The organism is Algibacter ulvanivorans (assembly GCF_048381495.1).
Lineage (GTDB): Bacteria > Bacteroidota > Bacteroidia > Flavobacteriales > Flavobacteriaceae > Algibacter_B > Algibacter_B ulvanivorans.
Window position 1 is genome coordinate 499946 of record NZ_JBLWGD010000002.1, and the last position, 14353, is coordinate 514298.

A 14353-nucleotide genomic window follows, 5' to 3' on the forward strand; every position below is an offset into this window, starting at 1 on the left:
ATGAAGAAGTTTTTTAAAAATATTTTAGTTTTCTTTTTTATAATTGTAATTCTTGGAGAGTTAATTATTCGTTTTACGCATACGGTTTCCGACTTGCCTCAACGTACTATTGATGAATTTGGAATTCAAAAATATTATCCAAATCAATCTGGATATTGGAAAGGAGGAGACCATAAATGGAAGATTAATAAATTTGGATGGCCTGGCGACTTGCCTAATAGCTACGAAAATGTAATTAGCATTATTGGAGATTCTTTTATTGAAAACTTCATGAACCCTAACGAATGTCACCAGTCTAATTTGTTGAAACAAAAGATGAGTGATTATAACTTCATTGAAGCTAGTAGGTCTGGGGTTTCTTTTATTGAAGCCATGGAAATATCTAAACAATTAGACTCTTTAAAACCAATATTTCAATTAATTTATGTTGCTGGTCATGATTTTACTGAAAGTGTATCTTCTATTAAGCCTTTAAAAGATATTACACAACTTGATATTGAAACAAATAGGGTAGTATATGGGCAAATGAAATCTCCGGGATTTAAAAAAATATTATATAATTGGAAACTTTTATATTATTTCTACAATAATTTTTCTTTTAATGTTTTTAAAAAAAATAAACCACCTAAAAAAAACAAAAAAACAAAAAAAGTAAAAAGTAAAAAAGATAACGATTTTAAGTATTTTCATGAAATTAGTAAACTACTCAATTACGTTAAATTGAATTACGATATTTCTAATAAAATATTGGTTTTTCAGCCAAAATCTAAACCAGAAATAATCAAATTATGCAAGGACAAAGGTTTTAAGACAATTTTATTAAATTCAGATAACGATAAGAGTTGGTCTTTTGATTATGATCATCATTGGACATGTTATGGGCATGATAAAGTATCACTTCAAGTATCAAGGGTGTTAACAAAATATATAAATGAATCTACTAAAAAACATTAATTAAATATAGTTGTGTTTGGGGTTTGTGTTTTAGGTTTAATGGTTAATATAATTTCTGCATTTAATACATTTTTTATTAGTTTCATAGCATTGTGGCTTCAATTATATTAATATTCAAGTATTACATTATTTAGTTTTAAAATTAAAAATAGATACTATCTGTAATCTACGTAATAGTTGTATTATTGTTTTATAGTTGTAAGTTTTGGCAAGTATTTTATTAGTGTTTTAAACACTTGCTGTAATATAAAAATGAATATTTATAAATGAATAATCTTGAGATAATCATTTTAACAAAACAGAGCCTTAGAGAGGCCATAAACCACAATAAGTTTTGGGATAATTTATACGAAGCTCCGTTTTCTATAAATAAGGCTAAATGGATGCTTAAAAATGCTAGAGCAGAAGAAAATGATACTTTTGCAATACTAGGTTATGAGAAGTATAAAATTATTGCTTTTGTTTATCTAGTTCCGGACTTAATTAAAATAGGAGATAATAAAACTAAAAAAATATTTTGGAGTCAAAGGTGGTGGGTTTCAAATAAATTTAAAGAAACAGTTCTTTCTACTTATGTTAAAAACCAATCACTTGTAGAGTGTAATAATCAAGTAGTGGTAAAATTTTTAGGAGAAAAAACAAAAGCTTTCTATAATAAACAACCTTTTCAAAAATTCTCTAAACGAAATAGATATATTATTATCTTTAGTATTGATTATGATTTATTAGTATTAAAGAAAAAAAAATTAAGAAAATTAGCTCCAATTTTAAAGGTGCTAGATAAGTTTTCTAGAGTATTTATAGCTTTAATTAATACACTTAAAAGTGAAAAAAATAGTAAAGGAGTCTCATATACAGAAGTTTCGATAATAAACAATCAAGTTTGGCAGTTTATAGAAAAACAATCTATTAATGATTTTGTTCTTAAAAGTAAAGCTTACATTAATTGGCAAATTGATAACAATCAATACCAAAGTATAACAGAAAGCGAAAAAAATTCAAAACAAAATTGTTTGCTAGGAACAATAGCAAAAAAAATATATAATATTAACGATGTTATAAAAAAGGAAAATACAATTATAGGTTTTATATCTTGCTTTATATCAGGAAATAGAATGATAGTTAGATATTTTGTGACGACAGATATGTATTACGATGATTGTTTGAATGTGTTAATTAAGAAAATGATATCTAACAAGTGTACTATTCTTCAAACAGAAGATAGTGTTTTAGGAGAACGAATTAGTAAGAGTTTTTTTAAAATTTATGCAGACAAAAAAGAACTCGTCTCCCTTATTCATAACGCTATTAATCAAAACACTAAACTTAGTTTATTGAAAGATCAAGACGGTAATTTTTTCTAATAAAAAATGAATATAGTAAACAGCTTAGAAAGTGCATTTAAATTAAATGAAAAGAGAAATGCATTTTGTATAAATGATACATTTTATACTTATAATGAAGTTTTAAGTAGAGTTCTTAAAATTAGAAAAATTATAGTTAAAAAAATTAGTGAAGAGGAAACTCATATTGGTTTAGTTGCTAATAATGACATTGAAACTTATACAACAATATTTGCTTTATGGATGGAGGGTAAAGCTTATATTCCAATAAATCCAACAGCGCCAGTTGCTAGAAATAAAGAAATTTTAAATTTAATTAGTGTAAAATTTGTGTTTGATTCTTCAATAAAGACAAACTTGCCCTCATTTAATGTACTAAATGTTAATGATGATACAGATTTATCTACCGTAAAGTTGAGCGCATTAAACATAATTAAATCTAAAACGGCGTATGTTTTATTTACTAGTGGCAGTACAGGGAAACCAAAAGGAATACCCATTAGTTTTAAAAATTTAAACACACTATTTACAGAGCTTGCTCTAGATAATGAATATAAATTAAATGCTTCAGATAGGTGTCTACAAATGTATGATTTAACATTTGATGCATCTCTTACCGCATTATTGCCTGCTCTATTAGTTGGAGCTTGCGTTTATACTGTTCCAGCTAACACTATTAAGTATTTATCGGTATTTAAGTTGTTAGACAAATACAAATTAACAGTATTAAAGATGGTACCATCAATAGTATATTATTTAAGACCTTATTTTTCTGAAATAAATGCTCCATGGGTTAGATACTCTATATTTGGAGGTGAAAAATTGTTTGTAGATGTAGTTGAAGAATGGTCTAAGTGCATTCCTAACGGAACTATTTTAAATCATTATGGACCAACAGAATTTACTGTTTGTAGTCATTATTATAAATTTGATAAGAATTTTGATAAATCACATAATGGTGTAGTTTCTATAGGTAAACCATTTAAAAATATTGATTGTTTGCTTTTAGATAAAGACGGTAATGTAATTGAAAATAATGTAGAAGGAGAATTGTGTTTATCTGGAGGTCAACAAACTTCTGGCTATTGGAAAAACAATGAACTAAATAAATCTTCTTTTTTTAAACATACAAATAAGTTAGGAGAGCTAAAACAATTTTATAAAACAGGAGATTTATGCTTTAGAGATGATGATGGATTTTATATGTATGTTGGCAGAAAAGATTTTCAAGTTAAAATTGGAGGTTATCGAATAGAATTAGGAGAAATCGAGTACCATATTAGAAAACACCAAAGTACAAACTTAAAAAACAGTTTGGTGTTGAATATTAAAAACGATAATAATAATGATGAACTTGTACTTGTAATAGAAAGTACTAAATTTAATACAACAAATTTGATAAAATATCTAAACTCAAAACTTGCAGATTATATGGTTCCTAAAAGGGTGTTTTTTATAAATAACCTTCCACATAATAAAAATGGAAAGGTAGATAGAAATCAATTAAGAAATTTAATAATAAATAATAATGAATAAAGAAGATATATTACATACTCTAAAAAAATCATTTATTAGAGTACTAGAACACGATAAATTTGAGTTAAACGAAAACACAACAGCTAAAGATGTTGAAGGGTGGGAGTCTATTACTCATTTATTAATTATGAATGATATAGAAAAGGCTTTCAATATTAAGTTTAAATTAATGGATTTAATGGCAATGGAAAATATAGGGGATTTGATAAATGTTGTTAATAAAGAACTAAAAACAGGATAATTATTTTTATAAAAGCAATACTTATTTAATGCCTTTAATCCACCTATGGAACAAGTAAAACCATAAAGTAGGGTGGTAGTAAAGCTTATTGCTAATTTGGTTTTTAGAATTAGAAACTGTTTTTAAGTTATTAGACTGAATATCTGAAATTGATTTTTTTAATAGAGGCAAAGCTTTTGCTAACTGAAGATATGTATAGGTCATAAAGTTATCTTTTGGAGTAATACTATCTATAATAGAAGCTTGATAGAGGATATTACCTGTATCAATGCCTTCATCAACCAAATGTACAGTAACTCCACAGTTTTGTTTGTCATTATTTATTAGTGCCCAATACGCACCATGTAAACCTCTATATTTAGGAGTAATACCAGAGTGAATGTTTATAAAATTAGCGTTTACAGTTTCTAATGTTTTTTTTGATAAAATTCGAGTAGTTACAATAATTACTATATCAGGATTTATTTTTTTTAGAAGTTTTTGTCCTTCAAGAGAGTTTATTGAAGATATTTCAACTGTTTTTTGTAAATCAAAACTTGCTTCTTTAATATTATATTTATTTAAAATTTCTTGAAATCGTTTTTTTGAAGTTTTATTAATATAAGATACTGCTAAAATCCTAAATAACAATTGACCTATAACATGTATAATTCCTAGTCTTTTTACTCTTCGTTTTAATAGTTTGTATGTGCTTTCGCCTTTGTCTATAATTATGTTTTGAATGTTAAATTCAGTTTTTAGACTTTGATATACCATTTTTGGGTAGTACCAGTCTCCAACTATCATAATTATTTTTTTATCCATTATTATTAAATTATAGTTTTTACCTCTAGTTTGAATTAAAAAATATGTAATTTATTTTTAAACGATTAATACCTAGTTTGTAAATGTTAACTGTTGTATAAGCGAGTTGCTTGATAAAATATAAGTATTGTTTATGTTTTTAACCTCAAACAATTGTATTTGGTTATAAGGCTTAACTATTAGGTATAAAAAATTATTTACATGCCTCTTTAAAAAGTTATATTTAGTATTGTCCATAATATCAATTCTATTTAGCAAATAACTTTCAGGTAATTTAGCAAGTTTTATTATTTCAAAATTTTCTTTTGGAGCGGATTTGTTTTTTAATTTATAACTAATTTTGTGGAATTTTGAGTTGTAATCTTTATTTCTTAAATATGCTTTTATTTTAAAGAAATTATAATAGCCAAAGGCTTTTATTTTTGATACTATCGATGCTTTATCATATAAGATATGGTATTCAAAATCATACTCAAGCGTGCTCATTCTTTTTTTATAATCAAAGTAACCTTTAGAAAAGTCAAGTGTTTTTATCTTGTTGTCAAAACACCAACTAATAAGCTTTAAATTGTTAACATAACCAATATTAAATTTAGAGTAGTTTGTATCATAAACAGTAATGGCATCAATAACCGAATCTTGTGTATGGTAGTTGTATGTCACAGCTATTGGAGTGTTATTATTATAAATGATAAATAGAGAAGCTTTTTTTTCTAATATTAGGGGATAGGCAACATCTTTATAGAAGTTCCATTCTTTAGGTTGCATATTGTTATAAGATATTTCTTTTTCTGAGTATCTTTTTTGCAACAGCGCCATAAAGTTCTCAAAAATAAAATCATATTCTTGTTTTTCTATATGCCCAAAAAACATTTTGGTTGAGATATTAAAACATGTTTCTAGACGCTTATTAAATTTACGCATCTTCATTCTTGTATTCTTACTAAATGTGTTTAATAAGTAATCGTCAATACTTTTAAATTTGTCTAATTGAATTAAAAAGCCAGTATATTGTTTGCTTTTAAGAACCCCAATATTTTTTTGTGTATTATTTGTGTTTTGCTTTTTTGTTAAATGAGGTAAAACATCATAAATTAATAAGGTTGTATTTTTGTAATCATTTTCATGTATTAAGTTGTATATATTACCTTTTGTTAAGTTTTTGCCAATATTTGTATATATACGAAAATTATTTTTGTAGAAGTTTACCCCATCAATAAACTTAAATGTTTGGATGGTTTTATTTGAAATAAAATGCTTTCTCCAAATATTCTGAAATGTTTTAGTTAAAAAGGGAGTATTGTTTTCTTCCATTTCATTTAATATGTTTTTTTACATGCAATATGAATATGCTCTTGCTTATCAGATTTATTTAGTTGACTTTTTACTTCTAGTATAGAAAACCCATTGTTAGCTAGAATTTTTATGATATCTTCTTGTTTAAACCAAATATTTTGTGGCTGATTTTTATTTAAAAATTTCCAATTAATTTTACCGTTTAAATTTAGCCATGGCAATTTATATTTATTTACTTTTTCTCCTCTAAACACTCTTATTGTATTTACAAAAAAGCTCAAAATCGGATTATAAAATTTAGAATTCCAGTTAAGAAACGAAAATATATATACGCTGTCTTCAGTCCCAATTCTATATGCTTCTTGTAAAGCTTTTGGTAGTTTTTTTGGGTCTATAAAACACAAGACTTGCTGCAAATATATTAGATAGTCAAAATAACTGTTTTTATATACATTATTTAGCTGCGTTGCATCAGCAATTTTAAAGTTAATTTTAGAATTTAATGCGTTTTTTTTTTGATTACAAAATTTAATCATGTTTTCAACATAATCAAAAGCGTCTAAGTTATAAAAACCTCGTTTTTCAATTTCAAAAATAATTCTTCCACCACCAGTTCCAGCTTCAATTACTTTTTTTGTTTTATCTAAGACATACTTATTTATAAAGTAGCGCTCTAAATCTGTTATACTCTTTTTTTCTGCCCAAACTTTAAATAATTTATCAGAATACAATGTTTTATTTAAGTTTTCTTTCATCTTTTTAACCGTAAAATTAAAACTAATAAATTAGTGAAAAGATTCGTTAAGCCTGTATAATGGAAAAAAATTAGATGACAAATTCTTTATCTCATTTTTCTGGCAAACTTCATCATATGCCTTTTTATTTACTATGAGTTTCCATATAAAGAATAAATAAGAATCTTTTGAAAAGGTAGATTTAAATTTGAAAAGAGAGTCTTCATTACTGCCACCTAAACCTCCGCCCAGATTAAAAAAAGTGTATTTTTCTCTGTTAGCTATAACTCTCATTTCGTCTATAAGTAGTTTTGTAGGCATTAAGTGTAAAAAATCATTTTTTGTTCCAGATAAGTGATACTGAACAATAGATTTCTTAATTAAAAACATTGCGCCAGAAATGATTTCTTTTGTTTCATTATCTATAGCTAATAGTATTATTGTTTTAAAACTTTTACTTTTAACTAAATTATAAAAATAGTTGTTATCGAAAAAATATGTTTTTTTTGCTTTAACCCTTAACATATTTTCGTTATATATTTTTATAAACTCATTAATGTCTTGATTCGTTGTAGCAGTTTTAATACTGCAGTTTTTCCTAGCTTTATTAATTTGGTTTTTTAGTCTGCTTTGGTAATTTTGTCTTTGTACTTCTTTATTCAAGTTTAAATTAATATTTACAACTTTGCCCAAAAGGCAAGTTTCCCCAATGTTTTCTAGTATTTTTTTTTGATTTTTTATGTAGGGATTTAATCTTGAGAATACAGATATTATATTATTTTTTTTAAAATAATTAAAAAGCGTTTTTGTAAATACAGTATTGTTGAAATTTTCAGTAATTCCTTTAGACAAAGGACCAGAATAACCATACACAGATATGGCGTCTTTGTACGGAGTATTTTTTATTGCTCTTAATAAAAGTGGTATACCAATTACGACGTTATTTTCTGTGTATTTTATAAGTATAGGCGTATCTTCTTTTGATTTTGAAATTATGTGATAATCAAAAGTGTGATATGTGTCATAATACTGAAACTCAGATATAAATGAGTCCCATTTATCTTTTTCTGCTATTAATTCTATCATTTTGGGGCTATAAATACAAAATTAATAATTTAATATTAATTTTGTTTAATTTATTCTTATTAGTCTGTCACATTTAGAGAATATTATGTTCTCTTTGTAATTATTGTAATGTTTTAAATCTTTATTTTTTTTGCCTTTTAACCATTCTATATAAATTGCAGCTAGATTTACACCTGCTTCGTGAGAAAAGGGGTATCCGCCTCCAAATCTTGGATTAATTTCTAACAAGTATAACTTATTATTTACTACAAAAACATCGCTATCAATATTTCCAATATGTCTTAGGTTTTCACTAATTAATTGCCCTAATTTTTCAAAGCTATGATCGATTACTGATTTTGCTTTATCTGTCTCGCCAGATCGCATTGCTAATTTTTCTTTAGCAAATGTACCGTAATAATTACCTTCAAAATCATTAACAATATCCATACCATATTCTATACCATTTAGCTTTTCCTGTATTAAAATATCGTCTACTACACTTTCTTCGTTTGCTTTAGTTAGTATGGTCTTTTGTAATTTTATTTTTTGTAATTTATAGGATAGTTTAAGCTCTTCAATTGATTCAGGAAAATCAATACCTATAGAACCGCTTCCCCAGCGTGGTTTTAAAACTAATGGAAATTTTAAATTACCATTTTCTATGTCTTGAATTGCTTCATCTAATTTTATATAAGTTTTAGGTGTACTTAACCCTAAATCTTTAATAAAATTATAAGTCTTCCACTTATCAAAACCTATAGCTATAACATTTGTATTAGAAACAATTACTTTAGCTCCATGCTGTTCAAGTATAATTTTATTTTTCGATAAAATTGGTAATTCTAAGTCGTTTAAAGAAATTATTGCGTTAACAGAATATTTTTTTACTATATCTATAAGTTTGTTTATATAATTTTCGTCATAAATACTAGGAACTTTTATAGCAATGTCAGCATCAACCATAGCTGGAGCAGACATTTTTTCATCGGCAGCTATTACACTACCATTGCCGTTTAAGGCCTTTTTAAAATAGTTAATTAGGTAATTTCGCCTTCCTGCACATGTAAAAAGAATATTCATATTTTTAAACTAAAATTTAGGTTTTATTTTTTTAAAAGATTAACAATTACTCTTCTTTTTCCGGAACTTAATAATGGAATCTCATTAACATAATCTACTGTGATGTTAGCATCTTCTCCCAAATATGCTTTAAAAAAAGAAATCAATTGTTTCTCTCTAATAAATTTTGAGTTAATATTTATTTTAAATGTATAGTTTTTATTATTTGTTTGAATAACTTGGAATTGTTCTATTTCTGGGAATTTAGTTGCACCTGCATATACTGTATGCGGATTTACAACTAAACCTTTTGTATCATATAAAAGGTCAGTTTTTCTACCCATAATGAACTCAAATTTTGGAATATTATCATTTTCGTTATCACAAAATTTACCGATATCACCAGTATCATATCTAATTAAAGGAGTGGCTAAATTATATAAATCGGTTACAACAATTCTTCCAATTTCACCATTAGCAACTGGTCTATCTGTATTTAAATCTAAGATTTCTATAAAATAGCTTGCCCAGTTTATAGTATAAGCATTTTCATTTAACATTTGTTGAGATAAAATACCGTTTTCTTCATTAGAATACCTAGAGACTACTTTTGCGTTAAAATAATATTCCATTTTTTTTCTTAAATTATCATAAAGACTTTCAGAAGTTGTTATAATAGAATTAAAATTACAGTCAAGTGGTGAAGAATTAATTTTATCTAAATACTTACATATTTTATCAAATGCAGATGGATACCCAATAAAACCCTTCGGTTTTTTATTTTTCTTTAATCTATTCAACAGAATTTTTAAATTTTCATCATTTAAATCTTTTTCAACATCAACTTCTACAATATTGATTAGTTTCTTTAGTAATAGCGATTTTCTATATTTGTCTAACCATAATCGAACAAATATTAATTGATCGCCAATATTGTAGCCAACAGATTTTGCAAAATATAAAACGTCAGCTTTATTTCTTAAAGCCTTCCTTTTTGTTTGATAAACTTTAAAAGGAGTACCTGTTGAACCACTAGAACTTGCTTCTAATAAATTAGAAGTATTAGCTTGTAATATATTAATATCATCAAAGTTATTTTTAATAATTAATTTATTAACAACTGGAAAATCTTGAAGAGAATTGAAATTTTTATAATTACTATAAAAATTTGTTGAAGTAACAGCAGTTCTTAATAATTTATCTAAAATTGGTTTCTTTTTTTTTTGTAATAAACTAAAAGAGTTTAATTCAAAACAATCTTTTATATCATCTAAGTCTTTTTGTAAGTTCCCTCCTTTAAGTCTATCTAAAAACCAAAAGGCTTTATTTCGTAGTGAATTTAGTAAATTCATGTTTTTTTAGATATTAAGTTAATCTTTATTTTCTCTTAATTCTTTTAAATCAAGCATATTGGGGTCAAAAACAGTATTATTATACACAAATATTTTTCGTATAGTTTTAAAAAAAATTTTAATATCATTTAAAAAAGATATGTTTTCAACATATTCAACATCTAAAGCTAATTTGTTATCCCAACTTAATAGATTTCTGCCAGATATTTGAGCCAATCCTGTAACACCTGGCCTTACTGTATGTCTTATTTTTTCTTTTTCGCTATAATAGGGTAGGTAGCGCACTCTTAATGGCCTAGGCCCAATTAGACTCATGTCTCCTTTTATTATATTAATTAGTTGTGGTATTTCGTCAAGAGAGGTTTTTCTAATAAATGTACCAAATTTTGTAACTCTTTCTTCATCAGGTAATAGTTTGCCTTTTTCATCTTTTTTATCTGTCATCGACTTAAATTTAATAATTTTAAAAATTATTTCGTTTTTGCCAGGCCTTTTTTGATAAAAAAAAGGCTTACCGTTGTTTATATAGAGTAATACAAAATATACTAATAACCCAACAGGAAATAGAAAAATTATTCCAATTGTAGAAATAATTAAATCAAATAATCTCTTAAAAAAACACTTATACATTTATAAAAAATATTTTAAATAAAAATTAAAAATAATATTATCTATCTTAAGTTAATTACTTTTTATAAATAATACGCTCTTGTTTATGTTTTTATCGATGAGAGGAAAAACAGGTAATAATATTAAGGTTTTTAAAGACAAAGTATACAATAAGGAATTACTATTATAATTTATTATATTCATTTAAAACAGCTTTCCATATTATTTTTTGTTCATATTTATCTATAATATTTAATCTGGATTTTTGTCCCATATTTATTATTTTATTTGGTATGGTTAAAACATGTTTTAAGGCATTGTAGAGTGCTTCAGAATCTTTTTTAGGAATAATAAAACCAGTAACGTTATTTTCTATAATTTCATTACATCCGTTAATATTGGTAACAATACAAGCTGTTTTCATAGAGCCTGCTTGCATTACTACATTAGGAAAGCCTTCTCTATAACTAGGAAAAGCTAATACATTTGCTATGGCCAAGTATGGTCTTACATCATTTACCCAGCCTGTACTAATTATATTTTTGTTTTTCGAAATAATATTGATTGTTTTGGGAAGTAGAGGGTCTAGTTCTTTTTCGTGACCTCCTACTAAAATTAATTTTATGTTTTTATAATTAGTGTTTAATTTATTAAACGCTTCTATTAATTCATTAACACCTTTGTCTTTAACTAGTCTGCCAATAAATATAAATACAAAATCGTTTTGTTTTATTTGTAATTGATCTTTTAGTTTTTCTTTGAACGATTCGTCGTAAACTTCGGGAGAGAAATAATTAGTATCTATTCCATTTGAACTTCCATTAGCTAAAACTTTTACTTTATTTTTTTTGGAAAATTTTTTTTCTAATATTATTTCTTCTAAACCAAATGAGTTTGGATATACTTTTGTTGCTAAGCTATATGTTAATTTCTCTACAAATTCTAATACTATTTTTTTAACTCCTGTAGACTCTACAAGCGGTAAGCCAGCAACTGTATGTAGCCTATTTGGCACATTAGCTAGTTTGGCTGCTAGCATACTTAAAGTGCCAGCTTTTGGTGTATGCGAATGAACAATATAAGGTTTTTCTTGTTTAAAAATTTTATATAGTTTGTATGTAGAGATTATGTCTTTTAATGGCGTGATTTTTCTAGTCATATCTACTTCAATAGCGCGTACGCCTTGGTTTTTACTCCACTTTTTTAGCTTGTCTTCATACCCGCTAGAAGATATACCAACAACATCGTAGTAATTGGAAATATATTTAACCTGCCCTTTTAATAAGGTGTTTAGTGAACCAGGAACCGTAGTAACTCTAATAATTTTTTTTCTATTAGTCATTATTTGTTAGTATTAAATATATACTTTAGTTTAGAGAATAAAACGTTTATTTTTATTTCCCGTAGATATTGCTTTAAATTAAAGTAATTATATATTAAAAGTGCTAATAAACTAGCCTTTATAGAACTAGAATCATATAAAATATGATTTTGAAAAAGGTATTTATCTGTTTGCCACCTACCTTTGTATTCTGTATCTCCTTTAGAAAAATCAATAATTTTTTTATTATTATTAAAACACCATTTCGTTATTTCTAGGATGGTAGTATGGCCTATGTTATATTTTAAATAATTAATATCAAAAGTTGTAATTGCGTAAAAAAGTATGCTGTCAGACAAAAAATTAAAAGTCATTCCAATAGGGATATTATTATTGTTTACAGTAATAATAACGGCTCTTTTCTCCTTAAGCATGGGTAACATTAATTCTTCATAGTAGCGCCATGTACTTATAACTTGATTATTTTCTTTTAAGCTGTTAAATCGATTAGTTATTAATGTTTTTAAGTGTTTAGATAAAAACTCATATTGTTCACTTGTAATATTATTATCATACACAGAGTAACTAATGTTAAATTCTTTTTCAAGTATTTTTTTCTTTTTCTTTATATTATATCTACTCTTAGATTTAAATTTGGTTAAAAAGAAATCATCAAAAGATTCGTAATTTGAAAGATCGGTTAATACACCTTCGTATTGATTACTCTTTTTTAGTTTTAGTTTAGAATACTGGTTTAATTGATTAATTTTAAAGTATGTTGGAACATCATATATTAAAAAAACTTTGTTTTTGAAATCTGAAATTGAATTTATGTTTTTTAAAGTGTAAGAAATACCATTGGTGAGATTTAATCCAATGTTTTTATAAACAGGTAAAAATTTTTGTTTAATAAATGTTATGTCTGATATGAAATTGAACTTTATAGGTGTAATATTTTTATTAAAATGTTTATTCCAAATTTTAATAAAAGTATCAGAGAGAAAAGGGTTATTCATAATAGCAAAAAATTATTAATATGACTTTATTTCGTTACTACAATCATTCATAGTTACAGATTGGTAATCGTATTTTTTATTTAAATATTTAAAATGCTCTAAAATATGTTTTAAAAAAAGTAGGTTTTCATTTAGGTTCTGCCCGAAGTTGTGCGGATGCCACCATAAATGGTATACTTGATTATTTTTAGCTGCATAGGTCATGCTATTTTTTATTCTTTTTAACCTTAAACCGTCTAAAAATTTAAGTGTATTACTATATGGTCTTAAAAACCTACTAGAGGTAATATTATGTGGATATTCTAATTTTGAATTATTTAATGAGAAAGAATTATGACCAGAAAGGTTAATATAACTATCTATTAATCTTAATAATCTTAAAGTATAATTTTTATCTTGTTCTGTTGTAGAGGTTGTTGCTTTATCAAACCAAAGAGATGCGTTACCTCTATACGAACTTATTCCAAGTTCTGCTAATACTTCTAGATATTGTTTATTAAATTGATTTCTTGGGAAAACAAAACTATTTAATTTTATGCCTTTAGATTTAGCAATTTTTATAGCAGCTTCAATATCTGCCTTAAATTCTTCAATAGATTGCCCGTCTTCTGAACAGTAATAGTGAGAAAAAGTATGCGATGCTATTTCGTGTATTGGTTTAGATTGAATTAAGTTAATTATATCTTCAGCAAAATATAAATCGTTATTTATATTTTCTTTCACTAAAGCACTTAACTTAGAAGTGTATGGCGAATACTCTTTATTTTTATAATTAGGCTTTTTGTTTGGAAGATATTTTAATAAATCTTGTTTGTTTGATGCAAATAAAAAACCAACAATAGCAAAAGTGGCTTTTACATTGTATAATTCAAATAAGTTTAAAAGTTCTGGAATGGCTTTTTTTACACCTAAAATGTGATTTTTATAATTAGTTACATTTTTTACATCTAAAACTCCCCATAGGAGTTCGAAATCTAATGACATTACAAATTTACCTGTTACGTTTTTCATGAACAAGAA

The 14353-nt window shown here is 25.7% G+C and carries 14 protein-coding genes; 4 read left to right on the top strand and 10 right to left on the bottom strand.

Annotation, left to right across the window (positions count from 1 at the left end; genetic code table 11):
* The 4 genes from ACNG5D_RS07690 (at window position 1) to ACNG5D_RS07705 (ending at window position 4074) form a co-directional block, all read left to right on the top strand.
* A complete protein-coding gene (locus ACNG5D_RS07690; protein WP_418182915.1) occupies window positions 1-954 on the top strand; it encodes a hypothetical protein in 954 nt (317 codons plus the stop codon).
* 266 nt (window positions 955-1220) lie between these two features.
* A complete protein-coding gene (locus tag ACNG5D_RS07695; protein WP_418182916.1) occupies window positions 1221-2318 on the top strand; it encodes a hypothetical protein in 1098 nt (365 codons plus the stop codon).
* 6 nt (window positions 2319-2324) lie between these two features.
* The gene (locus ACNG5D_RS07700; RefSeq protein ID WP_418182917.1) at window positions 2325-3833 is read left to right on the top strand and encodes an AMP-binding protein; all 1509 of its coding nucleotides are present in this window, start codon (window positions 2325-2327) and stop codon (window positions 3831-3833) included.
* On the top strand, window positions 3826-4074 hold the full coding sequence (locus tag ACNG5D_RS07705; RefSeq protein ID WP_418182918.1) for an acyl carrier protein: 249 nt from the start codon (window positions 3826-3828) through the stop codon (window positions 4072-4074). The genes ACNG5D_RS07700 and ACNG5D_RS07705 overlap by 8 nt, the downstream gene beginning before the upstream one ends.
* A 21-nt stretch (window positions 4075-4095) precedes the next feature.
* On the opposite strand, the gene ACNG5D_RS07710 is transcribed toward ACNG5D_RS07705, so the two are convergent.
* The 10 genes from ACNG5D_RS07710 to ACNG5D_RS07755 form a co-directional block, all read right to left on the bottom strand.
* Window positions 4096-4878 carry a formyl transferase gene (locus tag ACNG5D_RS07710; protein ID WP_418182919.1) on the bottom strand — a complete coding sequence of 261 codons (783 nt, stop codon included), beginning with the start codon at window positions 4876-4878 and terminating at the stop codon, window positions 4096-4098.
* A 72-nt stretch (window positions 4879-4950) separates the two neighbouring features.
* A complete protein-coding gene (locus ACNG5D_RS07715) occupies window positions 4951-6192 on the bottom strand; it encodes a GNAT family N-acetyltransferase (RefSeq protein ID WP_418182920.1) in 1242 nt (413 codons plus the stop codon).
* A gap of 5 nt (window positions 6193-6197) precedes the next feature.
* Window positions 6198-6929, bottom strand: a complete 732-nt coding sequence (locus ACNG5D_RS07720) for a class I SAM-dependent methyltransferase (RefSeq protein WP_418182921.1) — start codon at window positions 6927-6929, stop codon at window positions 6198-6200.
* A 30-nt stretch (window positions 6930-6959) separates the two neighbouring features.
* Entirely contained in the window at window positions 6960-7994 is a 1035-nt protein-coding gene (locus ACNG5D_RS07725) for a peptidoglycan bridge formation glycyltransferase FemA/FemB family protein (protein WP_418182922.1), read from the bottom strand.
* A 45-nt stretch (window positions 7995-8039) separates the two neighbouring features.
* Window positions 8040-9056 carry an ATP-grasp domain-containing protein gene (locus ACNG5D_RS07730; protein ID WP_418182923.1) on the bottom strand — a complete coding sequence of 339 codons (1017 nt, stop codon included), beginning with the start codon at window positions 9054-9056 and terminating at the stop codon, window positions 8040-8042.
* A 23-nt stretch (window positions 9057-9079) separates the two neighbouring features.
* Entirely contained in the window at window positions 9080-10387 is a 1308-nt protein-coding gene (locus tag ACNG5D_RS07735) for a phenylacetate--CoA ligase family protein (protein ID WP_418182924.1), read from the bottom strand.
* A gap of 18 nt (window positions 10388-10405) precedes the next feature.
* Complete coding sequence (locus ACNG5D_RS07740) at window positions 10406-11017, bottom strand: sugar transferase (RefSeq protein ID WP_418182925.1); 612 nt, start codon at window positions 11015-11017, stop codon at window positions 10406-10408.
* A gap of 163 nt (window positions 11018-11180) precedes the next feature.
* Window positions 11181-12338 (bottom strand): glycosyltransferase family 4 protein, encoded by a 1158-nt coding sequence (locus ACNG5D_RS07745; RefSeq protein ID WP_418182926.1) that lies wholly within the window; start codon window positions 12336-12338, stop codon window positions 11181-11183.
* Entirely contained in the window at window positions 12338-13333 is a 996-nt protein-coding gene (locus ACNG5D_RS07750) for a GNAT family N-acetyltransferase (protein ID WP_418182927.1), read from the bottom strand. Before ACNG5D_RS07750 ends, ACNG5D_RS07745 begins: the two co-directional genes overlap by 1 nt.
* 15 nt (window positions 13334-13348) lie before the next feature.
* Window positions 13349-14344 (bottom strand): polysaccharide deacetylase family protein, encoded by a 996-nt coding sequence (locus ACNG5D_RS07755; protein ID WP_418182928.1) that lies wholly within the window; start codon window positions 14342-14344, stop codon window positions 13349-13351.
* Between the last annotated feature and the right edge of the window lie 9 nt (window positions 14345-14353).

Coding starts and splice junctions, on each gene's coding strand:
- ACNG5D_RS07690 (WP_418182915.1), top strand. CDS start 1: ATGAAGAAGTTTTTTAAAAATATTTTAGTTTTCTTTTTTATAATTGTA.
- ACNG5D_RS07695 (WP_418182916.1), top strand. CDS start 1,221: ATGAATAATCTTGAGATAATCATTTTAACAAAACAGAGCCTTAGAGAG.
- ACNG5D_RS07700 (WP_418182917.1), top strand. CDS start 2,325: ATGAATATAGTAAACAGCTTAGAAAGTGCATTTAAATTAAATGAAAAG.
- ACNG5D_RS07705 (WP_418182918.1), top strand. CDS start 3,826: ATGAATAAAGAAGATATATTACATACTCTAAAAAAATCATTTATTAGA.
- ACNG5D_RS07710 (WP_418182919.1), bottom strand. CDS start 4,878: ATGGATAAAAAAATAATTATGATAGTTGGAGACTGGTACTACCCAAAA.
- ACNG5D_RS07715 (WP_418182920.1), bottom strand. CDS start 6,192: ATGGAAGAAAACAATACTCCCTTTTTAACTAAAACATTTCAGAATATT.
- ACNG5D_RS07720 (WP_418182921.1), bottom strand. CDS start 6,929: ATGAAAGAAAACTTAAATAAAACATTGTATTCTGATAAATTATTTAAA.
- ACNG5D_RS07725 (WP_418182922.1), bottom strand. CDS start 7,994: ATGATAGAATTAATAGCAGAAAAAGATAAATGGGACTCATTTATATCT.
- ACNG5D_RS07730 (WP_418182923.1), bottom strand. CDS start 9,056: ATGAATATTCTTTTTACATGTGCAGGAAGGCGAAATTACCTAATTAAC.
- ACNG5D_RS07735 (WP_418182924.1), bottom strand. CDS start 10,387: ATGAATTTACTAAATTCACTACGAAATAAAGCCTTTTGGTTTTTAGAT.
- ACNG5D_RS07740 (WP_418182925.1), bottom strand. CDS start 11,017: ATGTATAAGTGTTTTTTTAAGAGATTATTTGATTTAATTATTTCTACA.
- ACNG5D_RS07745 (WP_418182926.1), bottom strand. CDS start 12,338: ATGACTAATAGAAAAAAAATTATTAGAGTTACTACGGTTCCTGGTTCA.
- ACNG5D_RS07750 (WP_418182927.1), bottom strand. CDS start 13,333: ATGAATAACCCTTTTCTCTCTGATACTTTTATTAAAATTTGGAATAAA.
- ACNG5D_RS07755 (WP_418182928.1), bottom strand. CDS start 14,344: ATGAAAAACGTAACAGGTAAATTTGTAATGTCATTAGATTTCGAACTC.